The organism is Flammeovirga pectinis (genome assembly GCF_003970675.1).
Taxonomy (GTDB): domain Bacteria; phylum Bacteroidota; class Bacteroidia; order Cytophagales; family Flammeovirgaceae; genus Flammeovirga; species Flammeovirga pectinis.
In genome coordinates, this window is sequence record NZ_CP034563.1 from 1203683 (window position 1) to 1230379 (window position 26697).

A 26697-nucleotide genomic window follows, 5' to 3' on the forward strand; every position below is an offset into this window, starting at 1 on the left:
AAATAGCATAAGAAAATCAGTTGACAGAAAAGTTTAAGTAGTATATTTTACTCATTTTCAATTAAATAGAGTAGATTGCAGCACTATTTAAAATAAAGCTACTATTAAAACTAATCAGCATTTTTCTATGCAAACTAAAACTATACTAATTTTCTGTGCCTTATTGGTATGGAAAACAACGAATGTCTACGCACAATACCAAACAAAGTCAACATTTCTAAATGATCCGACTGAAGCCACTAAATTTGTAAAAGGAGTTGCCGATTTCTTACGTACAACCAAAGATGAAAAAGGAGGATATTATTCTTTTGTTGAAGCTGATGGAAGTATTAAAAAGGAGCAAATGGAATCTTGGACTGGTGGTTATAACTTAAAAAGTTTTTGTAGTCAAACTAGAGTGGCCTATACATTTGCTAGGGCTTTTATGCTCACTGGAGACACAACATACCTTAAAGATGCAGAACATGCACTCGATTTTCTCTATGAAAAAGGTTGGGACGAAGAATACGACGGTTGGTACTTTACATATAATGTAGATGCTGATAAAAGTTTTGGACCTCCATGGAATGAAAACTCTAAGTGGACTTTCCAACAAGAGTATGCAATTTTAGGTATTATTGCTATGGTAGATGTACTTGGAGGAATAGCATCGGAAAATCGCCATACAGAGTGGCTAGATAAATCTATGGTGTCTTTATATGAACATGTTTGGGATAGCCACAGTACCAATTTTGGTTATTATGAAAATGCATCAAGAAGATGGGGCAATAAATACGGCAAAGGGTTTACAGGTACTATTGATGGAATTAATACGCATGCAGCTTTACTTGCCCTTATGACGAATGAAGAACAACATAATTTACGTTACCAACAATTAGCAGACATATCACGAGATAAATTAGCAGGAAATATGGATGCGGAGGGCGTTAAAATTGGTTTCCCCGAAAACTTCCATTCAGATTGGAGTATTAACCAAGACAATACTGGAGCGAGCGTTGGACACATGCTTAAAACTGCTTGGTGCTTAGGTAGAGCTGCTGTTTATTTTGATGATAGAAGCTACAGAACTGCTGCAGAAGAAATTATTGATCATGTTTATACTTCTAATTTGTATGATAAAAATAATGGTGCTCCGTATGAATGGGCAAATTGGAAAACTGGTGTAGTTACGGATCGAAACAAATGCCATTGGGTAGTTGAACAAGGTTTTACTGGACCAATGATTGCCTCTTTTATTACAAATGATAAGGACAAGAAAGAACGCTATCTACAAATGGCAGATGAATCTCTTTATTTCTTTGAGCAAAACATGATTTCGTCTATTGGCCTTTCTCATGAATATGTAACTCCTGGGGGAAATCCAATTGATGGTTTAAAAGCCAATATGTTTAAATCTGGATTTCATGATGCTGAATTGGGCTTCTTTGCCTATTTATATGGACAAGCTTATCTTACCGCTTCAAAATTTAGTCTATATTATTATTTAACACCATCAGAAGACAAAGTATTTACATTAATGCCATTAGCCTACCCTAATAGTCAATTAAAAATTTCTAATGTAGAACTTGATGGGAAACAATACGCTAATTTTAATGGCGAACAAAATGAAGTTAGTGTATTAGCAAATCGTGGAGGCGTTTTTAAAGTTGAATTTACTCCTACACCTTTAACTTCTGTATTAACTACTGCAGCTATTTCTAAAAATGAAAAAATTAAAGTTTTCCCTACATTATTTTCTGATAAAATAACTATCAAAACAACAATTAATGGATACTATACCATACGTATATATGATATGTTTGGTAATATATTCTATAAAAATTTGACAAATACTCCTACTACTATTGTAGAAAACCTGCAGAAAGTTCCAAAAGGAATTTATATAGTAAATATACAATCTGAGGAAATAAATCAAGGTTTTAAAATTATTAAAAACTAGTATCCTTTGATTATAAATAAGAGTCATCCCGTATTATTTCTAATAAGGGATGACTCTTGTTTATTTTAGAAGTACTACAATAGAATTTCTATTCGTTAGTAATCGATTCTATTTGTACTAATTAGCTATTATTTAGAAGTGTATTCTCCATGTCCTGTTAAATACACATCTTTTTTATCTTTTCCTTTGATAAGAAATACTCTGTAAACTTCTTTACCGCGTTCAAAACCAGCTTTTATTTTTTCTGAAGCACCAATTACTGTCCAATCTGGGAAATCTTTATTCACCTTCGCTAAAACGTATTGAGGAAGTTGAACATTATCAATTTTTCTTTTGATTAAAACGATTTTCCCTTCTTTATCTAAATATACTTTTTCAGTACCATTTTCTGTTTTTACATATACTTCATATGTTTTAGAAAATAAACCTAACACAGGTTTTTTATGGTAGACCATTTCATAATCTTTCTGAATTAATGCAACAGGTATAATGTTTACATAATCAACAAATCCTTCTGGAAATTCTGCATCAATATGTTGATAGATTGTACCGTCTACTTCACTTTGGTCTATTTCTTTAACTTTTAAAACAGCTTTTTGAGCGATTGCAAAACTACTTAAACCAATAAATGCCGCGATAAATAATAAAAATTTGTGTTTCATAATTGTATGTATTTTTGTGTAATGATACTTATGAAAACGGCATTAATTGAAATAAAAATCACAGAAAATAATTAAAGAATTACAGATTATGATTTATGATTAAAGAAATAATACTAACTATTTAACATCGGGAAATATCGTTCATCTAAAATATTCATATGATGTATTTGATGTCCTACAATTGTAAAACCAAGTGCTAAAACACTAATTTCTTGTCCGCTTGCAGTTCCAACTTGTAAAAGCATTTCGTCTGAAAAACTTTTAAATAAAGCTATTGTACCTAAACGTACCGCCTGAAACTCATTAATTAAGTCTGACAATTCTCTGTGGTTGGCCATGCTATTTACTGCATAATCGTTTTCCTCAAAGCCTGGAATTGGTGTTTTATCTTCACGAGCAAAGCGTAAAGCTCGATATGCTAAAATCCTTTCTGTATCAATTAGGTGTTGAAGCAGATCTAAAGCAGTCCATTTATTGGCAGCATATACTTGAGTACCTAATTTTTCTAGTTGTTCAACAAAATCGCTATTAATTTTTGTAATCGATTCTGATAGTACATCTACTACATTGTTATCTTCTGTAAGATTGATATATCTATCAAAATATTCAGGCATAAAAGGAAGTTCTTTCTTGTTCATTTTTTTTAATTTAGTAGTAGATTATTAATTATTTGTCAGTACCTCAATCATTAAAAGAAATTTTTCAAATTAAAGTTATTGATTAAAACCCTCTTGATTCTTTTTATAGTTATTCTACTTATTAAGTGATACTAAATATGCGGTACTTCATATACAATATACATTTAAAATTTATTTGTACCCAAAAATAATACAATTCTAATTTTGAATTTGATTTATCTAACGATAGTTAATTAAATGAAAAAAAAATATATCCTCGATTTTGGCAAATTTACAAAAATGGAAACCTCTACATTATCAGGTAGATACCAATAAATATATAAAACTGAACTAAACATTAACTTTAATAGTGCAATAATAAATCATTAGTGTATTTGAATAATAATTATTAGCTTATAGTAGCATTAAACTTAACTATACTACTATGAAGAAAATTTTTGTTCTTGATACTTCAGTATTACTTTTTGATCACGATTCTATAACGAACTTCGAGGAGAATGATGTTGCCATTCCTATAACAGTACTCGAAGAACTTGATAAATTTAAAATTGGGAATGACACTAAAAATTTCGAAGCTCGTGCCGTTTGTCGTTTTATTGACGATATTTCTATCAACAAAAACTTAAATAATTGGATTCCTCTACCCGGAGATAACAAAGGCGATTTTAAAATTTTAATGCACGATTCTTCTAAGGCTTCTGCTGTAGAAAATACGTACGGTAACCTAAAGAACGATCATAAAATATTAAATGCTGCTGTTGTTTTACAAGAGAAATTTCCAGACCGTAAAATTGTACTTATTACTAAGGATATTAACCTTAGGGTAAAGGCAAAAGCAATAGGTTTACCAGCCCAAGATTTAATGAAGGGTAAGGTTAAGGATGTAAAGAAAATCCATGGTGGCTTTATAGAGATTTCTGGTATTGACAGTAACCTTATTCGTAATTTCTATAAAAATGGTAAAATTGAAGACATCAGTATTCTTGGTGACAAAAAAGTAAACAATGAGTATTACATCTTAAAAAATGGCACTTCTTCTGCTCTCGCTTTCTATAATCCGCACACAATGCATATAGAAAAAGTAGAAAAAGAATATGTCTACAATATTAAACCTAGAAATGCAGAACAAGCTTTTGCCATTCATGCAATTTTAAATGACAATATTAAATTAGTTACACTACAAGGTGTTGCAGGAACGGGTAAAACATTAATTGCTTTGGCATGTGCTTTAGAACGCTCTAACCAATACAATCAGATAATTTTGGCTAGACCAATAATACCTTTATCTAACAGAGAGATTGGGTATTTACCGGGAGATGCTCAAGAGAAGATCAATCCGTATATGCAACCACTTTTTGATAATCTTAAGTTTATTAAGAGCCAAACTTCTAGCAATGGGAAAAAAGCCAAAAACATAGATGGTATGTTAGAAGAGGGTAAAATTGAAATTATGCCTTTGGCTTTTATTAGAGGACGTAGCTTAGAAAATGTAATCATGATAATTGATGAATCTCAAAACCTCACTCCTCACGAAATTAAAACAATTGTAACAAGAGCGGGAGAAAATACAAAGATCATCTTTACAGGAGATGTAAAGCAGATTGACACTCCTTACCTTGATGAACAAAGTAATGGTCTAAGTTTTATGATTGATAAACTTAAAGGTGACCCTCTCTTTGCAAATATCAAATTGATGAAAGGTGAGCGAAGTGCTCTTGCTAATTTAGCCAACGAAAAATTATAAATTCACCGCAAAATCACATAAAAGTGCATTACTACTTATAATAGTAACGCACTTTTTTTTTGTGTAACTATAATTTTTTTTAGATATAAATAGTACATTTAAATCATGAATACTATAATATCAGCTCAAGAATTATTCGAGATAATTAATCAACCTAATGTAATTGTCTTAGATGCTAGTCAGCCTGGAGATAAAGTAGGGTTAACACCTAAAAACCCAGGTTTACAAATTTTAAATGCTAGAACTTTTGATCTAAAAAATGATTTTAGCGATCAAAATAATCCATTACCTAATACACTTCAAAACGCGAAAGATTTTGAAAATGCATGCCGTAATTTAGGTATCAATAATAATAGTATTGTAGTGATATATGATAACCTAGGTATTTTTACTAGTCCACGAGCTTGGTGGATGTTTAAGTCTATGGGTTTTGATAATGTACATGTATTAGATGGTGGTTTAGACAGTTGGCTATCAAATGGATATTCAATAGAAAAAATTTCAAAAAAAGAATATCCTAAAGGTGATTTTACTGCTAAATTCTCCTCTAAAAATGTAGTTGATGCGGCTAAGGTAAATACCAATATATCAACTAAAGAATACCAATTAATAGATGCCAGAGGGGCACAAAGATTTGATGGAACTGTAGAGGAACCAAGAGCCGGAATACGCAGTGGACATATTCCGAATGCTTTAAATTTACCGTTTAAATCTTTACTTAAAGATGGGAAATTTAAAAGTGAAGAAGAAAGAAGGGAATTATTTGACGCACTGAATTTAGATGATAAACCTTTAATTTTCAGTTGCGGTTCTGGAGTAACTGCATGTGTAGTTTATTTGGCTTCTGAAGGTATTTTAAATCAAGAAAAAGCTGTTTATGACGGCTCTTGGAGTGAATGGGGACAATCTGACTTCCCTATCATAAAAAGTTAAATAATGATAGTTTTTAATCATTAATTAATTATCAAGACAATTAAAAAAGACGTTTATATAAACAGATATTTTAAAGAAAGAACGTAGAAGTCTTATAAATTTTTCTAGTACTTTTCCTATTACACAGCAAAGGAAAATCTATTGTGAAATGAAAGAATGTTTATTGCGATAGCATCATAAATAAGTATTTAAAACAAACAGACTATTGTACCTTAATTGTTTATTACACATGAATGGTTAAGCAGAATCTAGAAAATTTATAAGACCTTTCTTTCCTCTCCTTAATATGGTACGGTTTTATTGCTGCAAATAAGCATGAAACTTATACTAACCTACTTCAAAGATTTCCAAAGAGATTATTATACAAAAAAGTTTATTGCCGCACTCCTAATTATTGGTTGTGGCCTTCTTGCATTTAATTATAGTTTAGACTTTGAAGATAGTTATATTGATAAATTTGCCCGTACAATTTTTCATACAATTGGGTTTTTCATTTATCATTATTCGGCCTATTTCCTTGTTTTATTAGGCATACACTTCACCACAAATAGAAAGGTACTTCACCAATCAAAATCATTTTGGATTAAGCTTACTTTAGCGATGCTAATACTAGCAATTTCTCGTTCCTTCTATTATCACATATATATTGCTGATTTGTTTGATGGAGTAACAAAACTTTATATAAGTAGAGTAATGACGAAGTTTAGAAAATTATCGCTCATTTTCTTACTTGTTGGAGGTGTTTATTGGCTTTTTGATAGAAATAAAGGTTTGCATTTTTATGGATTAGACTTTAAAGCCAAAAACTTAAAAATCTATGTGATATTATTGGCCTGCATGGTTCCTATTATAGCTGGAGCATCATTTTTAGATGGTTTTCAAAAATTTTATCCCTTTTATAAAAAATCTGGTGGAGCTCTAATGGCACAAGTTTACCATTTGCCAGAATGGATATTTGTAACAATTTATGAAACTGTTTATGCTTCAGAATTTATATCTGTTGAGTTGTTTTTTAGGGGCTTTTTAATACTAGGTTTCACTAAGTACTTGGGTAAAGATGTCGTTATACCAATGGCATTTACTTATGCAGTATATCATTTTGGTAAACCTATGGGAGAAGCAATAAGCTCTATTTTTGGAGGCTACATTTTAGGTGTAATTTCTTACTATTCTAAAAACCTTTGGGGTGGTGTTTTTCTGCATGTAGGCATTGCATTACTAATGGAATTATTTGCTTACCTACACATGTAAAAAAAGCCATTCACAAAAATTAAATTAAAGTGAATGGCCTGTAAGTTTAAAAAGCATTAAATCAATTTATGAGTTGCTTTAATGTCTCTTCTAATTGATATGAATTTGCTCCTGTTATTCTTTTAAGAATTACGCCATCTTTCACTATTAACTGTGTTGGATAACCTTGAATGTTTAACTTTTCCGATAGCTTAGTAACATCAGCATCTAAAACTCTAAACTGTTCTGTATTTTCTAAAGGGTTCTTCTCAATAAATGCTGTCCATTTACTTATTTGTTGATCAAATGATATAAATACAAAATTGACTTTTTCTGAATTGTACTTTTTAAGAATTTCTGGATAGTCTTCTTTCATACTTTTAACACAAGGCCCACACCAAGAAGCCCAAAAATCTATTATGTATATCCCTTTGTTGAATGATCTTATTACCTCATCTAAATTTGGATCTAAAAGCGTAAACTTATTAGGTAGTTTTTGTTGAATAAAACCTTTCCTATTTTTTGATAAAACTGCCAATTCTCTAGTATAATCAGAATTTTGATAGGTTTCATCAAACTGATGAACATAATAATTAAAGTTTTGGTTAGACAATGTATCATCATAAAAAACGTACTCCTTCACATACTCATATAATACTTTTTCTTGTAGACTCTTATTTTTTATGTACTTCGTATTTATAGCCTGAAAACGTTCTACATCTGAATTTGATTTTTGCATCAGTTTGGTTCCTTCCAATGGCGTAAATTCATCTTCTACTACAGTTATTTGCGTAAAAATTAATTCTGAAATATACTGGGCTAGTACTGGGCTAGTGTACATTGTTGTATCATTTAAATCAAATTGTTGCAAAGCATTAAAAATATGATTTGGGTTGTTTAGTCTGATAGAATCCGGAAAATATTCGGTATACATTGTGTTAGATTCTAACCATAAAGCAATAATATTTCCTTTAGACTCTTTTAAATAACGTTCTGATAATTTCTCTTTATGAGCAAAAAGCGTATCTGCCAAATTTTTTGTAACTGCTTTATTTAAGTTGTAAGAAGCCTCATAATCGGTATGATAATCTAGGTTATTTAATATTTCACTTCCTTCTTCTAATTGCTTTAGAAAAGAGTAATGGTAATCTAAACTGTCCATTATTTCTTTTGATACCGCAAAATATTGATGTTTATAATTTCTTATCGAAAACATGCTATCAAATTCATGTTTAAGTGCCTTTTTGTTTTTCGAATTATCGGTTATTCTTAAATCACCATAAGTACTCCTTTTTAATAGCTCTCTTGATTTCACATACTTAAAATAGTCTCTTTTTATTCTAGGCTGAAGATCATCTTTATCATAATCCAACAATGAATATCGTTCAGCCTCATATGGAGTATACCTTTCATTTAAACTTTTCTCACCAATTTCTTTTCTGTTAATATTTTCAGAATAAGTTGTTGATTTAATGCTTCTGAAAGTCCAAAATGAATTCCCTTTAGCATAAGGAGCAAATGAATCTATAAGTAAATTACTTGCATCTGCCGAACGAAATATAGATGCAGCTCTTAACTGATAACACTCCACTGTACTAAAATTAGTAATTTCTAAAGTACCTTTATATGTAATATCTTTTTTAGGATCATCATAATTAACTTGATAATCTACTTTTTGGGTATAATTTTTCTTCCCTACATAACCAAACTGAATTGAACCTTTTGACTCTTTTTTATTTTGATAATTAGGAGTTATAAATGGCAGATAATTCTTTTTATGTTTGATCTCAAAATTAGAGGATGTAATACTTAATACCTCAAAGTTTTCTCTAATATATATTTCCCCCTCTGTTTTATCATTTTTAGAATGATATTCTATGACATAAACAGGTTCATTATTTCTATTTTCTATATCTCGCAAATTGTATGTATAATCACTCGTTTTAATAAGTGGACTATTCCGAATAAAACTGAAGTTATATTTTAATAATAGCTTACTCTGTAAAAAATTAAAGTCTGTAAATTGCCTTTTATAAAAGGCTAACATATCATATTTATTATATGTTTTTAATGCACCTTTATCAAGATTAGATAAATCCCAAGAAGGATCAAAATTCCAATTATGGTCTTTATTCGCCCTTAATTCATCAAATAATAGTTTATTCATCCCTTGATTTGTAGAATAAGCAGGCATTGAGGACTGATACTGCTCAAAATAAATATCTCCTACTCCTTCTAAACCAGAGACAAATTCATTATCAATAAATTTATTTTCGGCATAATAAAATTCTCCTAGATATGCTTTTTCTCTAAAATCTTTTCTGAATTTTGATGTAGATTTTCTAATAATTTCTTTTACAGTGGGCATTTTAGAAGTAACATGAACCATATCTAACTCGGTAGCTTTTGGTTCTAAGAAAATCTTATTTGTAATCAAAAAAGACAGTTTTTTTATGGGGATGACTTTTGGAGTAAACCCTATAGAAGAAATAAGAAGAGAGTCTTGTAGTTGATCTTTATTAATTGGAATTATAAAACTCCCATCGTCTTTACTATAGCCACCTAAATGGTTGTTTTTTAAGATAATATTAGCATAAGGCACAGCCTCTTTTGTGGTGAGGTTAACTACCGTTCCTTTAATATTCTGAGCGTTACTATATAGGGAAATAAAAAGTAGAGAAAAAAACGTAATTAGTTTCATTGTTTTCGTTTAGTTGTAGAATTAGTTTTAAGAGCTAGTCAAATCTATAAAAAAATATTCAATGAATCAATCAGTGAGAATATTTATCCTCACTGATTGATTATTACAAAAAATTAGTATCCCAAAGCATCCAATACTTTAGCATTTAATCGTCTGTTTTTTCCTTTATAAGGATAACAATGTATATGAATTGCAGGATTAAAGTTCATTTCAATAATTGCATAATTACTGTCATTTGCTTCTTCAGAAATGTCATCTATCATCATGTCTAAGCCTGTAATTTCTACATCTAAGGCTTTAGCTGCATCAACAGCAATCTTTTTATATGATTCCGGAATATCATCTGTAAAATCTAAACTATCGCCCCCCGTAGATATGTTAGAATTTTCTCTTAGGTAAACTATTTGATTTTTAGATGGAACAAAATCAAAATCTAGTCCCTGAGATTGTAAAAACATTTCTTCTGCTTCTCCAAGTGCTATTTTTTCTAATGGCGTTTTATACCCTTTTCCTCTTAAAGGATCTTTATTTTTTTCAATAACAAGCTCTCTTATGGTTGCTTCGCCATCTCCTTTAACATTTGCGGGAACACGATGTAAGATACCTACTACTTCATTTTTTATGATAAAAATTCGGTATTCTTTTCCACTTACAAACTCTTCTACTAAAATTGAATTATCATGTTCAAAAGCTATTTCAATAGCTCTATCAAAGACTTCTTTTTTTGTGTTATTTTTTAAAATACTAATACCCAACCCAAAATTTGTGGATTTAGGTTTTACTACAACAGATTTATTTTTGTAAAACAAGAAGTCTTCTTTTGCTTTGTAATGATCTATATATTGTTCGCCTTTTGGTGTACGAATTCCCACACGCTCAATAAGCTTTTTAGTCATTACTTTATTTTCCATCATAAGCACACTAACGTAGTTATCTAAAGAGGTACGAGTAGCTTGCATTACATATTCTTCTTTGCCATCTTTTTCTAAACGAACAAAGTTTTCTGAACGGTCCATTATTTCGAAAATAATACCTCTTAAAACTGCCTCTCTAAGCAACAATTGGGTAGACAGTTCCATATCTTCTAAACCATAAAATTTATAAGAATGGTTAAGGCTTTCCTGCTTATAAAGTTGGGCTTTTTGTAAATGCCATGCTAAAAATGAAGTTCCTTGAATAGCTGTTAAAGTTTTAGCAGCAGGACGGTCATTGATATCATCAGAAATTTTAATGAGATGTTCTAAAGAATTTACATAGCTTTCTGGTAACAACTTATCTAACGTGTGTTCTATCTGTCTTGTAATTCTTGCTACTGCTTCTTGAAGATTCATTCCTTTACCTTCAAACTCAATTTTTGCAGTTTTAGAAAGTCCCATCGTAGCAGCAATTTCTTGATTTTCGTTAGCTGTAAGTTGTACAGTGGCATCAAAAATTGTTTCTTCTTTTAACAGACAAAACAACAAGAACATATGTACAATATCTGCTGTTTCTTTTGTAATACCAAGTTTAACAGAAGGGTCTAAATCTAGTAATCGAATTTCTAAATATTCTAATTGTCCGTTTATTTCTTTTAAACGAATAGGTGAATAATTCTCTTTGGCACTTTCTAATTGGCCCTTATCTATAGCATTTTGAATACTGTTATGGTATCCTTCCATAGAGGTATAATCAAGTAGTAAGTCTTCTTGATTTTTATAACCACATACACTTGTTCGCATAGAAGTTGCCTCTGTAAAATGGTGGGCATCCGAGGTTGCTTTTGGCAGTGTATCAATACAACATTTCATGTAAGAACTATGCAATGCAGGACTATCCCCTAAAAGCGTTACTAAATACCATCTGTATTTTAAAAAGTTTCTTGCAATTTTTAAATAAACTGCTTCTTTGAATTGTGCGTAAGGTTGTGCTTTCTCTTCCGACTTATCATATAAAAATTTAAGGTTTTTTTCTAATAAAGAAAAATTATAATGTATACCAGAAAGCAATTGCTTCTTTTTACCATACTTAGTAGCCAAGTGGTTTCTGTATTCTTCGTTCACCTCTCCACCTTCGCCATAATTGGCAATCGGAATATCATTATCGTTTTCAGGAAGGTCTGGAGGTGTACTTTGTGGCCATAAATATTCATCACCTAATTGTTCAGAAACGATATCATGAATGGTCTCCAAAAAACCTAATGCTTCATGAATGGAAGGCAAAGGAGGAGTAATCATTTCTATCTGACTTTCTGAAAAATCTGTAGTAATATATGGATGTGTTAATTTACTTCCTAAACGAGATGGATGTGGCGTTAATGCAATCTTACCATTCTTATCTATTCGTATATTTTCTTTTTCGAGTCCAAAACTTCCCTCAAATAAATGACTTGACTTATAGTTATTAATTATTGAATCTAAGGCTTTCATATTGTGCTATTTAATATAATTTTTCTTTTTATAAATTGATAAGCGATGGATAAAGATGTCGCTCTTAAAACAGTGCTAATTGCAATGGCTAACCATACTCCATTAATACCTATTGCTGCAAAAGAAGATAAGTAAATGGCCATTGGAATACGAATTAACGTCATGGTGATATTAATAGTTGCAGGTACTTTTGTTTTCCCTAAACCATTGATTATACCAGATGTTATCATTTCTACACACATAAATACTTGCGATAACCCTATAATTCTAAGGTAATCTGCACCAATGGTTACTGTTGCTTCTTCTTGAACAAAAAGACGTACAAAAAATGTTGGGAACGAATAAAAAAGAATTCCCATTACTACACCCAATGCAACTCCAATTTTTAAAGCAGTAGTGTAACCTTCTCTAATACGGTTAAACTTTTGTGCTCCAAAATTTTGGCCTGTAAAAGACATCATTGCTCCCATTAAACCACCAGTGGCCATAAATGTCATAGATTCTATTTGTAGTCCTATTTTCTGTGCAGCAATGGCATCGCTACCCCATTGTGCTACAATTCTTGCCATTATTATACCTACAACAGTAAAAATTATGCGTTGTATTGATGGGGGAAAACCTAGACTTATAGTCTTTTTTATTGTACCTGTTGTAAACTCCCACTCTTTATATTTTCCTAAAAAGTCTTGAGCTGCTTTATTCCAAAATAGGAATAAGCTAATACTTTGTGCTATTATGGTAGCCAAAGCAGCACCTAAAACACCTAGGTCTAAAACAAAAATAAATATTGGATCGAGTAGTATGTTTATCACTACACCAATTATGGTAATTTTTAAAGGTGTTTTGGCATCTCCTCTTGCATTACTTATTCCAGTAAATAAATTAACTGTAAGTATAAATAATAACCCTAAAGATGCACACCTTAAATAATCGTAGGCTAAACTTTCCACAACGAGATCATTCAACATAAAAAACCCAATAAGATCTCTATAAAAAAGTTGAATTATAAAGACCATTACTGCAACAATTATTACTAAAAAAAACAAGGCTTCTCTAGCAATATTTTGTGCTGTTGTGTTCTCTTTTTTTCCTATTGCATGAGACACAGAAATTCCTGTACCCAATAAAAAAACAGAAGCAAATGCCCATGTTAATTGCAAGAAAAAGGCAGATGTACCTACTGCTGCTACCGAATTACTTCCTAACTGACCTACCCAAAGCATATCTGTAAAATTGTATGCAAACTGTAAGAAAGAAGAGGCTATAATTGGCAATGCCAACCCAACGATACCTTGTAAAACAGGACCGTTAGTTAAATCTTTTTTCATATATTTTTCATGAAAATAATTTACACGCTCTCCTAAGTTTTTATCAGTCTAATAAACGGAAATTAAAGTTCACGTTTTAAACTGATCTGTTACTTAAAATAAGTGTAATTATCTTGTAAGACAAAATTGTAAATCTAAAAGAGTTTAGATGTATTGAGATTATTAGAATCAGCTAAATTATTAACCGACAAAGCCAAATTAGAAGGTATTTATTCCGCTGGGAATAAATAGCTAAAAATTTACTTTTTTTCTTTTTAAGAAGATTTTTTAGGTGAGTTTTCTGCCCAAATGTAAGCTTATAATTTATTGTATTACCAAATACACTTACATTAAATGGTACTTGATTTAATGCTGATTCTGTAGCCGTTGAAATTGGAGAAGGCATACAGCACCTTTCTGCTGTTTTGTCTTCAATATTATCTATAGAAACAGCACAAATGGTAGTAATTGAAGTGATTCTTGGGACTTCTTCTGAACAACACGAAGCCTTTATTCCCTCCTTTGATGGAGAAGATCCGACACATAAAAATGCGACGATTGTGCAAAGGCACATTTGGAACAAGGTTGTGTATTTATTTTTCATTTGCTTTATTAAACGTGAATATATGATATTTGATTCATATATAAAGCAGTCTTAACGGTTATTAAGTACCTAAAGTAATACCTTCAAAATATAGGCCTTTATAAACCTCTAATTAAATTATATCAAACTGATTTTTTATATGCGTTTTGCTTTCAGGACAACCCTATTTTCGCTATTTGAAATAGTGATTATTTAATAATTTAAAAGCATTTTAAAGGTGCTTTTAAAAATCGACTACGGTTAAAGCTCAATAACTAAATCAGGAAATAACACATGTAGTAAAAGGATATTTTTTAAAATAATTTTGAGTTTTTAAAATTTTTATTCTAGCTTTGTAGCAACATCAAGAATCCTTAAATGGATGCCAACCGAGCGTTATGTCACGGTGGTAAAATGGATGTGGTCCTCGGATGGACAAAATGCCTTCCCAACCATTTTCCTTAAATTTCTTGATGTCATTTTAATCGATTATTCACTTATAATCTGTATGACAATGACATTCTTAGAAGATTTTTATCAAGAGAAAAAAGTTTATTTTTCATCACTTACAACAGATGAATTAATTTCTAAATTTAATCGCGAAGTAGGTAATACCGGATGGACTGGCTCCAGAGGTGTTTATTTAGCTGCTTTAAATGAGGAGATTTCGAAAAGAAAAATCAAAGGAACTGATTTAATTATCCAAGGTGGGCGTATGTCTATTTTACGTAAAGTGAAATTTGTAAACAACCAATTGTTTACACTCTAAATTACTTGTCAGTATTTATAAAAAACTTTAAAAGAACAAAGACATGAGCTTATCACAAGATATTTACATCCAGTTTTTAGATCATTTTTCTGCATTAAACAACAGTGCTTTGAAGGTATTAAAAGCACAGAAATCTACTTCCGTATCACACCATAACCAAGCTATAGTTTTAGCATTAAGGGATGTGTTAGAAGCAAGAAGTCTGTAAAAATAATTTGGAGGGTAACTGAATTGAAAAGGTTACCCTCTAAATTGTATTATAATAAGTTTATTTTACCACCAATAAAGATTATTTTACCAAGAGTACGCATTTATTTATTATACTTTTGAAACTAATTGTTAACCAATTAATTTCTATATCATGACTAAAGAATTAAAATCACTAAGCGTTCTCTACGGTTGTATTGTACTTGCTTTATTATTCCTTCAACATTATTATAAACTTCCTCACCCAGAATGGGGGTTGCTTACGCTTCCACTTATATTTTCACCAACAAGAAAAAACTTTTTCCATAAGAGTATTTACAGAGTATCAGCAACTTTTTTTGGTGCTTTTTTATTATTTGCACTCTCTGGGGTAACAAATAGATACCTTTATTATGCTTGTTTAGTGTGTTTAATTATGTTGATTAGTCACCTTTCTATAAAGTATAAAAAGTATTTCTATTTCTTCTTTATTATTAATGTAACCATAGGGATTTTTGGAATTGGTAATTTTCATAGTGCAGATAGTCAAAGTGTATTACCCATTATTGAAGACAGAATTTTTGAGACACTTTTAAGTTGTGCACTTATACTTATTCCTTTAGGAATCTTTTTAAAAATAAATAAAGAATTTGCTTTTACTAACCAACCACCACATGGTATGGAAGAACCTACGCACTTTCAGTTATTTTTAAGAGCCTTAATTACATATATAGGTTATATTCTGCTCTATATTTTGGCAGGTACAAAAGCATTGCAAGGCGCTGGTGTTATGCTTACAATACTTTTTGCAAGTACTACTTTATATAAAAATCCAGTACCTATGGTTTATGCTAAAATTAAAATTATTAGTTTTTCTGCAGTAATAGTTTTTCTATTGAAAGTTGTTTCTCCTTATTTAAACTTACCTTATTATATCAATTTTCTGTTTATTGGTTGCACTTATGGTTACCTTATGTACATGTCTTTTAAACATGCAAAACACGAATTTTTCTTTAAAATGATTATGGTTGTTGGGCCTGTTTTATACAGTATTACTCCTCCTCCATTGGTAAACCCTACTGCATTTGGAACAGTACTGGCCGTCTTTCTTATAGGCATATTATTTATTTATATTGGGCATCAAGTATCGGTGAGGTTGCACCATCAAATTACAAATAAAGGGAATCGTCTTTAAAAACAAAACCCTCAGATTGCAAAGCAAAATGAGGGTAAACACTTACATTATATTAAAACATATTTTTATTCAACCCAATTTCCACCTAGAGATTGGTATAAGGCTATAATTTGCCCTAAAAGATTTCCTTTGGTTTGTACCTGCTCATTCTGTGCAAGTAATAATGACTGTTGGGAGTTTAATACGGGTTGATAATCAATAATTCCTTGTTGGTATTGATCTATTGAGAGGTTTACAGACTCTTCTGATGCCGAAACAGTTTGATCTAACCAAGTCATCGCTCCTTTTAATTCTTTTATATTCGATAAGCTATTTTCTACTTCTTTCATGGCTGTTAAGACCGTGTTTTGGTAGTTTAATTGAGCTTGTTGCATTTCTACTTTTGCAATCTGTTTATTTCTTTTTTCGTACAAGCCGCTAAATAAATTCCAACTAAGTTTAGGACCTACATAATAGGCTAACCCATCACTATTTATCCAATCACTAGCATCGTTAGAGACAAAACCTACATTACCTTGTATTGCTAAAGTTGGTAATAATTCTGCATTGGCAAGTTCTTCATTAGCCACCATTGCCATTAAGCCATTCTCTGCAGATTTAATGTCTGGGCGTTGTCTTACCATATCTACAGGCAAAAGAGTTTGTAACTGAACAGGTACTCCTGGTAATTCTTTAACATCTAATAATGCAATTTTTAAACGTTCTGGATACTCACCAATAAAAACTTGGATTAAATTCACTTCTGCAATAACCTGAGCATTTAGTGTATGAATTGATGCATTTGTACTTGCATACATTGCCTCTGCTTGTAAAACATCTAATTTTGATGTTAATCCAGATTGAAACCTATCTCTTGCAAGGTCCAATGCTTTTAATTGTGCTTTGATATTTGATTCTGCTACAATAATCTGATTCTGATACATTCTAAGACGAACATAAGCTGAAGAAACCTCGCCAAGTACACTAACCATAACAGATTTCATGTCTTCTTGAGCTTGTTTATAGCTATAATTTGCAGCTTTAACTCCTTTACGAATTCTTCCAAATACATCAATTTCCCAATACATAGATACACCTGTATTGTAAATCATTGTGTTATCAGTATTGTCTGTTGGAGATATACCCACATTGCTAAAATTAGCAGAGGCATTTAACGCAACTGAAGGGTAATATGCAGCCTGACTTTGCTTATGTATTAACCTACCTTGTTCAATTCTTTGTACTGCAACTTTAATATTTAAGTTATTATCTACAGCTTTATTCACTAATTCATTAAGAATCGGATCATTAAAAATCTTCCACCAGTTGGCAACATTTTCTACAATGGCTAACGTGCTATCATTCGTTTCTACATTCCAACTTTCTGGAATACTATCTAAAGAATGTGCCTTTTGAGAATATCCCACAAAAGGTATTAATAATAAAGAGAGAAAGTAAATTATTTTTTTCATAAATGTCGTAAATAAATCAGATGTGACTTTTTTAACGATCTTTATGTAACATTGTTTCATTTTTGATACAAATAATAAAATAACAGTTGTGAATTATTAAATGATTCTGCTTAAATCACAATACAAATATCTGTAAAATATTATATATCAGCATTTTATTGAAATCGATTGATAACTATTTATAGTTGACTATACAAATTATACTCATTAAAATACTTTCGAACCCTCTTAAGTTACTTTATAAAAATGTAGAACTATTGCATTGCAATATCCTAAAACCAGAGGGGTTGCATTACTTTATAAGATGTTTAATTAAATGTTTCTACATATACATAATATAGTATTAAACTTTTTTGTACTTAGATTCTAGAAACAGTTGCAACCCATTTTAGGCAAATAAAAAAGGTAAGACTATCTTTAAAGTCTGACCAAAATTGTTTAAAAACAAAATTGCAATAAAGATGAATCTTACCCTATCGCAAAGGTATAAAATAGAAACGTATTTAGAAGAAGGATATTCAAATAGTTTTACTTCACTTACTTTATTTATTTTCGTGTTTAGCTTCAACATCAGCACATAAGAATAAGATAATTTCTATATTTCATCAATTGTGCAATGCACAAAAAAGGGCGTTTATCATAAACGCCCCCAACAATAAAGAAAAAAGATTATATAATTACGGGTTTTGTATCAAATTAGGTTGAACAAGAATTTGATCCTCTGGAATAAATTCTATCACTCTATTATGAGTTGGCTCAATTTGTTCGTAAGCACCTGAACCACTTAAATGAGTACCAGGGTACCTTCTATCCATTGTTTTATTATTTCTAAACACATCAAATTTACGATGCCCCTCCCAAACAAGTTCTAACCTTCTTTCTTGTAATACAATATCTAAAAGTTGTGTTCCTTCAGGGAAATCTGCTGCACTAGAATACGTTGTAATACCTGCTCTTTCTCTTATAATATTAACATTTTTAAGTGCATTTGCTTCATCACCTTTCTTAGCATAGGCTTCTGCCTTATTTAAATACAATTCTGCCAATCTAGATACTGTAGGCGACCATAAGTGAGGTTCACCTTCTTGCTTAGAGCATTTATAAATAAAATACTTCAGATATCCATTTCGGTGCTCCATCAAATGGTTTTTCTCGCAGTATTGTTTTGTACCTGTACCATCTACAAAATAATATTTAAGGTTATCATCCTGACCTTCAGTCTGTAAATTATATTGTTCTTCGTTATAAATAACGTAAGTATCATCTATCAATTCGGCTTGAACGTATTGCCAATCTTCATTTACCCAAAATACACTTGGAATTTGTTGTCCATTATCATTGACTAAATACTGAGGTTCAAAATAACTTTTTCGTGCATCTTCGGGATGCTGATTTATTAAATCAATAAACGTCTTTGAAGCATACATTTCTCCCCATCCTACATTTTTAATAGTTGCATACATTCCTCCAACAGTATACCAACCGTGGCCATAATCAGAATCTTTTGTGAATTTCAATGCAAAAATTTCTTCTGGATTCCCTTCTGGAGGAAGTTCTACAGAATTGGTGAGTTGACCTGTACTTAATAATTCATAATTACCAGAATTTATCACTTTATCAGAATAAGTGATGCTATTATCGAGATTGTCCATATAAAGGTATACACGAGACAATAATGCTTGGGCAGCTTCTTTACTTGCATAAATATTCCCTTTATTTATTGTCATTAATTCTTCCCCTTCTTTTAAATCTAGAAGCACTTGGTCGTAAACTTCTCCAACTGTTGCACGAGGGGGTAAATCTTTTACGTCTGTAGATAATTTTAAAGGAACACCCAAATTACTAGGTCCTTGTGAATATGGACGACCATAAACATTCACGAGGTAAAACAGTAACATTCCACGCAAATAGTAGTTTTCTCCAATTAACTGATCCATTGCTGGAGACACTCCTCTTTCTGCTTTTTCAATAATTTGATTACATCCTACAATTGTTCTATAAGAGTAACTCCAAAACCTAGATGACCTATAATTATTGGGAATATTTCTAAAATTATAAAAGTAAAACAAAGGGTCTGTTGTTGTACCACTTAAAGATACATTATCTGTTGGATATTCTGTTATTCTATGCCAATCATCAAACCAGGCAGATTCATCTTTTTTACCTTTTAAGTTGGCATAGTTTCCATTTGTTGCCGTTTGTAACCCTGCCTCTGTACTTAATAAATCGTCTGAATTTATAGAATTGTAAGGATCTCTATGGATGTCGCATGCGGTAACTAATGCGACACAAACTGCTGAATATATATATTTTTTGAAGTTCATTTTTATGCTTTTTAGTTTAATTAGAAAGAAAAATTAAGTCCCATCATCAAGCGTTTTGGTACAGGGTAGAAAGCAGACATATCTGAACCATCTCCCACTTCTGGGTCCATACCAGAATATCCCGTAACTGTCCATAGGTTATCCCCAGAAAAGTAGACTCTAGCATTTTTAATTTTCATTTTCTCATTAAATTTATTTGGTAGTCTATAGCCAAATGTTACGTTCCTTAATCTTAAATAACTTCCATCCTCTAAGTACCTAGACGAGGGTTTGTTACTCTGACTTTGATTATTGTATTCCAATTTTGGATGTGTAGCCACGTCACCTTCTTTTTCCCATCTATTCCAACCATCTTGCAATTGCATCTGATTATAAGATGCATAAGCCCCATCAGAATCATACGTTTCTCTAGCTGTATTGTAGATCATTGCCCCTTGCGAGTAAGCAAAGTTAGCATTTAAGAATACCCCTTTATAATCTACCCTTGCTGTAAAACCACCTTGAAAATTAGGAGTAGATGTACCCACTTCTTGCAAAGTTGCTTGAGCATAATCTTCTGTAATTGTGACTGTTCCAGTTTCCGGGTCAACACTTTCCCAAGTAGGATTGCCAGATTGCGGGTCTACACCTGCCCATTTTCTCAAATACCAAGTATCTATATCGTGCCCTACTTTTGTTATTTTATTTCCTCTAATTACATTTTGGTCTTGATACACCTCTGTTACTTGGTTTCTATTATGACCAATATTAAAATCAAAACCTAAAGAGAAATCTTTTCTTTGAATGGCTTCATAGGATACCATAAATTCTACACCATTATTTATAACACCACCAACATTTTCCCAATAGCCATCGAACCCAGATACGGCAGGAAGTTTTACATAATACAAGAGGTCTGATGTATTGATATTATAATATTCCAACGTAAAGTTTAAGCGATTCCAAAGACCAAAATCTACTGCAATATTTGATTGATAAGACTTTTCCCAACTTAAGTTATAATTTGGATACTGACTTGGTACTGCAGCAGGGATACCATTGTAGTTAAAATCTAAAGCATACAAGCTTTGATAAGGATACATAGATTCTGGTCTATTGCCTAAAGATCCGTAGCTTCCTCTTAACTTAAATGTAGTTACGGCATCACTTTTAAAGAATGCCTCTTTATTGATGTTCCATCCTCCAGAAATAGAGAAAAAGCTACCGTATCTGTTATCAATACCTACATTAGATGCTCCATCTGTTCTAAAAGAGAATTGAGCCATATAACGTTCATCGTAAGCGTAATTCATATTAAAAAGGAACGATTGTAATGCATAATCGTACTTAGTTCCTTGCACAGTTTGTGGCACTGCAGTACCGTCTAATATTTTAGTGCCTGGTACAATTCCATTTCCTTGTGCCGACATGTTATTATAGGTATAATCTGTGTATTCATAAGCAACCAAGGCATTTATATCATGCTTACCAAAAGTATTAAAATAACGGAGCATTTGATTTGAAAACTTATTGACAAATTCACTTTTAGATTGATAAATATTCCCAATCATGGCCTCTCCTGCAATCGATTGCGGGTCTGCATAAGAATAATTATTTCCATTACCGTAAGTAATACTATTTGTAGACACAAACTTTATATGTTTTGATATGTCATATTCAATATCAAAATTAGAGATCATATTAAAGTCATTCGTTTCCCCATAGTTCCATTGCAAATCATATAAATAATTATTCATATCTCTACCATGCCACATTACATTGGGGTCTCTTGGATTAACAGGTTTACCGTTAGCATCATAAGGATTATCCCAAGGCATATTTCTATACATTTGATATAAATCATGCTGACGGTCCATCGTTTCTTTGTAAGTAAGTGCTACTTTAGGTTTAAATACTAACCGATCGTTTACATTATAGTCTAAGTTCATTCTTGTCGTATAACGTTCATAATTATACCCTTTTACTGCACCATCTTCACTATAATATCCACCAGAAATAAAAGTTCTCATTTTCTCTGTACCTCCAGTGTAGCTTAGGCTATAATCTTGTGCAATACCATTTTGTGTACCGTTATTTACCCAATCTGTATTCTGATTTGTCAATTGGTCATAATTGTCTGAAATATCAGAAGGAATATCTCCTTGGTTTGGGAAACTTTTATAATAATCAACCATTTGTTGACCGTTCATTAACTTAAAATTTCCTTGATTTAATTGAGTAATACCTGTTTTTGCAGAAAAGTTGAACTGACTTGTTCCATCTTTTGCTCGTTTAGTAGTTACCATTACAACACCATTAGCACCTCTGGAACCATAAAGAGAAGTTGCTGATGCATCTTTTAAGATCGAAATAGTTTCTATATCTGCAGGGTTAATTTCTGGAACTCCATGCATAATAACACCGTCAACAACCCAAAGCGGATCAATAGAAGCATTCATTGATGCCTTACCACGAATTCGAATTTCTGTTGTTGCTCCCGGTTGCCCAGAGGTTGAAGCTACCTGTACACCAGCTGCTTTACTTTGTAGTAAGCCAGAAACATCTGGTGTTGTTACATCTAATAACTCATCTGCATCTAGTTTTGCCACTGCACCGGTTACAGATGTTTTCTTCTGAGCTCCGTAGGCTACGATTACAATATCGTCTAATTCTGTTACATCTGTTTGCAAAGTAACATCCAGATTTTGCTGACTAGAATAAGTTATTTCTTGGGGTTTCATTCCCATGTAGGTAAATAAAATTACCTCCCCACTTTTAGGTGTAATAATAGAATAGGCTCCATCAAAATTTGTAATTCCTCCCCTTGTTGTGCCTTTAATAAGTACAGAGACTCCAGGAATTCCTTCTCCTTTATCGTCTTTAACAGTACCTTTTAAAACATCTTGGGCGAAAGTGAAAATTGATGATAGTAACAGTAATGATATTAGGTATATCTTTCTCATTATTAAAAGTTTAAATAAATTAGTTAATTATATGTTGCTTAAAAAAATCAGTCTCTCATCTTTAATTATTATTAATTTTTAATAAACCATAATTACTATTTTTTATTATTTATTCCAAAGTATTGTTATTGATTAATATAAATAAAGTTAGTTATTTACTTTTATTAAGATATAACGAGGATGTTTTGTTAATAACTTTTATTTAAAATTATTATTAACTAGAAGGTCTAAGCGTTTAAAAATAGACACAACAGACTAGAATATAGGGTTAGAAATTTAATAACTACTCCTTAATCTAAAAAGACTTTTATATCAATACTATTTTTATTTTTAAATTCATATAGATCGACATATTTGGTGGTTACTACTTTATTGTTTCTTAAAATTTTGAGTACATACTTATATTTAGAGGCTACATGAATATTAAATATCCCTTCTTCTGAAGTAGTAGTAGTACCTAAAGTATTGCCTGCATCATCTTCAATAAGAACTTTCAGACCATTAATTTCATCATTAATTTCTTGTACTAACCCTGAAATCACTTTATTAGCACTTCTCATTAGTTCCCCATCAAAACCAATTAATAAATTTGCAGATTCACCTTCAAATAATGCTTTATAATCATCTCCGAAATAATTATCTTCATTAGTATAACCTGTTACATAAAACTCTGTTCTTCTATTTAATTGATGTTCTTCTTCTGAACAAGGTTCACATTTTATTTGAGGTTGAGACTCCCCATACCCTTTGTATACCATTCTATTAGCTGCAATACCATTTTTTACCGCATAATTAAAAGCTTCTTTTGCTCTCTTTTCTGAAAGTTGTTGGTTGTACCAATTCTTACCCCTCTTATCTGTGTGTGATGATAGTTCAATCTTAATTGTTGGGTTAAAAGTCATCATATTTACCAACGTATCTAATAAATACGATGCGTCATCTCTGATATCAGATTTATCAAAATCGTAATAGATACGTATTTTTTGTCCTGTGATTGGTTCTAAAGCAATGTCTTTCTTAATAAAAAGTTTTGTAGTAGTATTCAAAGCTCTTCTATTGGTAAAATACTTTGGACGTTCAGCTCTTAAATCATAATGTTCATTGGGTAAGCCTTTAAATTGATAATGTCCAACAGAATCTGTATAAAAAATTGTTTCTTTTCCTGTTGATTTTTCGTTGACTATTACTCTTGCTATAAGTGCTTTTTTTGAGGTAGAATCATACACTACGCCTTCTATTAATGGTTGTACTAATTCTAGAACAACTAACTCAGTATTTAATAATATCTGATCTACACTATCGCCTAAAACAGAATCTGCTTGATAAGAATATTTAGAACCTAGGATATTTTGTTTATTATTCCAGTCTTTAAAACTCACAGAAAAAATACCTGTAGAATCAGATTTAGTCACTACTTTCCCGTCAATAGTAATATCTGCTTCTCCTATAGGTACTCTAGAAAATTTATCAATTACTATCCCTTTAAAGTCTTTTCTAACAATTTCTAGAATATTGTCTCTTTGAGATTTACTTTGTTCTACATCTCTATTAGAGGATATATATTGTTTACCGCTTTTTGTTATTAAAACACCAAAATCATCAAAACTCGAATTTATTGGTATTCTAAGGTTAATGGGTGATGGCTGAATATTAGCTAAATCTTGTACAAACACATCTAGTCCACCTAGTCCACCCCATCCATTTGAAGAAAAGAAGAGTTTATTATGGCTATCTAATGTAGGGAAAAGCTCATCTCTTACTGTATTAATTTCTGGGCCTAGTGGTATTGGTCTAGACCAATCGTTCCCAATTTTTTCTGAATAATAAATATCACTACCTCCTATACCACCAGGTCTGTCAGAAATGTAATACAGTTTTTTATTATCTGGAGAGAAATAAGGGTGCCCTGTAGAGTAAGCTTCCATATTCCAAAGAAATGGATAAGGTTTGCCCCATTCATTCCCTTCTTTTTTAGAAAAATAGAGTTGTAATCTGCTAGCATTTGTATCAGATTGTTCTCTTTTTGTACTTCTTGTAAAAACCATTAAAGTTCCATCATTAGAAATACTAGCACTCCCTTCATGAAATTTGGTGTTAATACTTTTAGATAAGTTTGATATTTCATCGTTTTCGCCAACAAAATATAAATCTAAGAAGTTACCTCCATCCCCAACATACTTTTTTCTACCTGTCTGATCATCATTTCTATTCGATACAAATATAATCCCATTATTGTATTCTATCGGACTAAAATCGTCTTGTTTAGAATTGAATGGTGCAAACTTCACCTCATAAGCTTCTTCACTGCTTAATAGTTTTTCTATTTCTGCAATATTTTTCCTTTTTCCGTAAATTCTCTTTTTATCTTCTTTTTTAACTCCTTTAGCTGCTCTATCATATAGTTCTTCTGCTTCTTTATATTTCCCTATTTTAAAGAAAGCATCACCAAAGACTTCTGCATCATTTCCTTTTAAAGATCCTCCCAAGCTGTCTATTTCATTGTATAATTTAATTGCTTTTTTAGGCTTATTTATCTTATCATAGCACTCTGCCTGACGAACGGCATAAAAAACCTTATCATCACTTTTTTTTGCTTTTCTATATGCTTTCTGATACTTTTTTAGCGCTGAAGAATAGTCTAAGTTATCCACTTTTTGTGCAATTCTTTCGTCAGCATTTTTTATGTCAACATTTTCAATAGTCTGAGCATTTACTACAAATAATGTAGAGAGAAAGAAGATAGAAAATAATACGCTTTTCATAGTTAATAATATCTTGGTGTATGAATCTTAGCTTTTTTACTTTTAAATAAAAAATTCAACATAAACTCATGTGATCCATTCGTTACGCCTCGTGCTGAATTTGTAACTAAATCATAAGAATAGCCAACTCTAAACATTTTACCAAACTGAATTTCAGTAAGAAATGCAACTGATTCTTGTGTTCTGTAAGAAACACCCAACCATAAAATTTCATACAAAAAAGCATTCAAATTAACATCTGCTTGTACTGGTGAGCCCTCGGTTAATTTTATTAATGTATTGGGTTTTAAAACAACATTAGGTGATAGATGGAAGATATAACCACCAATAATATAGTAATGTCTTTTATCTTCTACAACAAGGGTAGAATTTGGATCTCCTAAGTCGTTTTCAACCAATTTCGGGGCTGAAATTCCAGCATAAATTTTTTCAGCATTATAAAAAATACCTGCACCTACTTCAGGTGTCAACTTAGATTCTGATTGCGAAGGTATTGAAGGGTCTGGAACATAAGAAGTAAGTTGTGCAAAGTTTACTGATACATTATTAAAGCCACCTTGTAAACCAAATGACAAAGTACCATTAAATGCAGCTATTCTATAAGCCAACATTACATCAAAATTTTGAATGGTAGACACCCCAATTTTATCTTGAGAAAACAAGCCACCTACGGCTATTTTTTTTGATCCTATAGGCGAATCTATTGCTACTGTTGATGTGCTTGGTGAGCCTCCTACACCAGACCAATGCTGTCTATAAATAAAAGTAGAGTTCACCCCTCCTTGTGCTCCAATATATGCTGGGTTTAAAAGCATTGCATTAAACATATATTGGGAATACATGGTAGCTTGTTGTGCAAAAACACCTTGAGCTACTCCTAGTATAAATAGAAATGAGTATAGTAGTTTTTTCATTATAAGTATTAA

General features: G+C 31.4%; 18 protein-coding genes and 1 riboswitch. Of the genes, 7 read left to right on the top strand and 11 right to left on the bottom strand.

From position 1 onward, the window contains the following. Nucleotides 1-127: 127 nt before the first annotated feature. The gene (locus tag EI427_RS24735; RefSeq protein ID WP_126620115.1) at nt 128-1939 is read left to right on the top strand and encodes an AGE family epimerase/isomerase; all 1812 of its coding nucleotides are present in this window, start codon (nt 128-130) and stop codon (nt 1937-1939) included. Between the two features lie 128 nt (nt 1940-2067). On the opposite strand, the gene EI427_RS24740 is transcribed toward EI427_RS24735, so the two are convergent. Continuing rightward, nucleotides 2068-2601, bottom strand: a complete 534-nt coding sequence (locus EI427_RS24740) for a hypothetical protein (protein ID WP_126620117.1) — start codon at nt 2599-2601, stop codon at nt 2068-2070. Nucleotides 2602-2714: 113 nt separating this feature from the next. Further along, a complete protein-coding gene (locus tag EI427_RS24745) occupies nt 2715-3239 on the bottom strand; it encodes a DinB family protein (RefSeq protein WP_126620119.1) in 525 nt (174 codons plus the stop codon). A 424-nt stretch (nt 3240-3663) separates the two neighbouring features. Here EI427_RS24745 and EI427_RS24750 point away from each other — a divergent pair, with 424 nt between their 5' ends. From EI427_RS24750 to EI427_RS24760, 3 genes are all read left to right on the top strand, one after another. Then, nucleotides 3664-4983 carry a PhoH family protein gene (locus tag EI427_RS24750; protein WP_126620121.1) on the top strand — a complete coding sequence of 440 codons (1320 nt, stop codon included), beginning with the start codon at nt 3664-3666 and terminating at the stop codon, nt 4981-4983. Nucleotides 4984-5088: 105 nt separating this feature from the next. Beyond that, complete coding sequence (locus tag EI427_RS24755) at nt 5089-5916, top strand: sulfurtransferase (RefSeq protein WP_205727980.1); 828 nt, start codon at nt 5089-5091, stop codon at nt 5914-5916. Nucleotides 5917-6231: 315 nt separating this feature from the next. After that, complete coding sequence (locus EI427_RS24760) at nt 6232-7167, top strand: CPBP family intramembrane glutamic endopeptidase (RefSeq protein ID WP_126620125.1); 936 nt, start codon at nt 6232-6234, stop codon at nt 7165-7167. A gap of 61 nt (nt 7168-7228) precedes the next feature. Here EI427_RS24760 and EI427_RS24765 read toward each other — a convergent pair whose 3' ends face one another. From EI427_RS24765 to EI427_RS24780, 4 genes are all read right to left on the bottom strand, one after another. Continuing rightward, the gene (locus EI427_RS24765; RefSeq protein WP_126620127.1) at nt 7229-9847 is read right to left on the bottom strand and encodes a thioredoxin domain-containing protein; all 2619 of its coding nucleotides are present in this window, start codon (nt 9845-9847) and stop codon (nt 7229-7231) included. A 113-nt stretch (nt 9848-9960) separates the two neighbouring features. Continuing rightward, nucleotides 9961-12252, bottom strand: coding sequence for a bifunctional glutamate--cysteine ligase GshA/glutathione synthetase GshB (gshAB, locus tag EI427_RS24770; protein WP_126620129.1), 2292 nt, complete (start codon nt 12250-12252; stop codon nt 9961-9963). After that, nucleotides 12249-13580, bottom strand: a complete 1332-nt coding sequence (locus EI427_RS24775; RefSeq protein WP_126620131.1) for an MATE family efflux transporter — start codon at nt 13578-13580, stop codon at nt 12249-12251. Before EI427_RS24775 ends, gshAB begins: the two co-directional genes overlap by 4 nt. 172 nt (nt 13581-13752) lie before the next feature. Beyond that, nucleotides 13753-14163 carry a hypothetical protein gene (locus EI427_RS24780; protein ID WP_126620133.1) on the bottom strand — a complete coding sequence of 137 codons (411 nt, stop codon included), beginning with the start codon at nt 14161-14163 and terminating at the stop codon, nt 13753-13755. 335 nt (nt 14164-14498) lie between these two features. Then, nucleotides 14499-14595: riboswitch (SAM-I-IV-variant riboswitch) on the top strand. 61 nt (nt 14596-14656) lie between these two features. Here EI427_RS24780 and EI427_RS24785 point away from each other — a divergent pair. The 3 genes from EI427_RS24785 to EI427_RS24790 all read left to right on the top strand — a co-directional run bounded on the left by EI427_RS24785 (nt 14657) and on the right by EI427_RS24790 (nt 16292). Next, the gene (locus tag EI427_RS24785) at nt 14657-14911 is read left to right on the top strand and encodes a hypothetical protein (protein ID WP_155523322.1); all 255 of its coding nucleotides are present in this window, start codon (nt 14657-14659) and stop codon (nt 14909-14911) included. 43 nt (nt 14912-14954) lie between these two features. After that, on the top strand, nt 14955-15119 hold the full coding sequence (locus EI427_RS26035) for a hypothetical protein (RefSeq protein WP_155523323.1): 165 nt from the start codon (nt 14955-14957) through the stop codon (nt 15117-15119). 153 nt (nt 15120-15272) lie between these two features. Continuing rightward, nucleotides 15273-16292 (top strand): FUSC family protein, encoded by a 1020-nt coding sequence (locus EI427_RS24790; RefSeq protein WP_126620137.1) that lies wholly within the window; start codon nt 15273-15275, stop codon nt 16290-16292. Between the two features lie 65 nt (nt 16293-16357). On the opposite strand, the gene EI427_RS24795 is transcribed toward EI427_RS24790, so the two are convergent. The 5 genes from EI427_RS24795 to EI427_RS24815 form a co-directional block, all read right to left on the bottom strand. After that, nucleotides 16358-17743, bottom strand: coding sequence for a TolC family protein (locus EI427_RS24795; protein WP_170178612.1), 1386 nt, complete (start codon nt 17741-17743; stop codon nt 16358-16360). 677 nt (nt 17744-18420) lie between these two features. Beyond that, nucleotides 18421-20067 carry a RagB/SusD family nutrient uptake outer membrane protein gene (locus tag EI427_RS24800; protein ID WP_126620140.1) on the bottom strand — a complete coding sequence of 549 codons (1647 nt, stop codon included), beginning with the start codon at nt 20065-20067 and terminating at the stop codon, nt 18421-18423. 20 nt (nt 20068-20087) lie between these two features. Continuing rightward, nucleotides 20088-23009, bottom strand: a complete 2922-nt coding sequence (locus tag EI427_RS24805; RefSeq protein WP_126620142.1) for a SusC/RagA family TonB-linked outer membrane protein — start codon at nt 23007-23009, stop codon at nt 20088-20090. A 290-nt stretch (nt 23010-23299) separates the two neighbouring features. Further along, nucleotides 23300-25771 (bottom strand): OmpA family protein, encoded by a 2472-nt coding sequence (locus EI427_RS24810; protein ID WP_126620144.1) that lies wholly within the window; start codon nt 25769-25771, stop codon nt 23300-23302. 2 nt (nt 25772-25773) lie between these two features. After that, nucleotides 25774-26685, bottom strand: a complete 912-nt coding sequence (locus EI427_RS24815) for a PorP/SprF family type IX secretion system membrane protein (RefSeq protein ID WP_126620146.1) — start codon at nt 26683-26685, stop codon at nt 25774-25776. Nucleotides 26686-26697 lie beyond the last annotated feature (12 nt).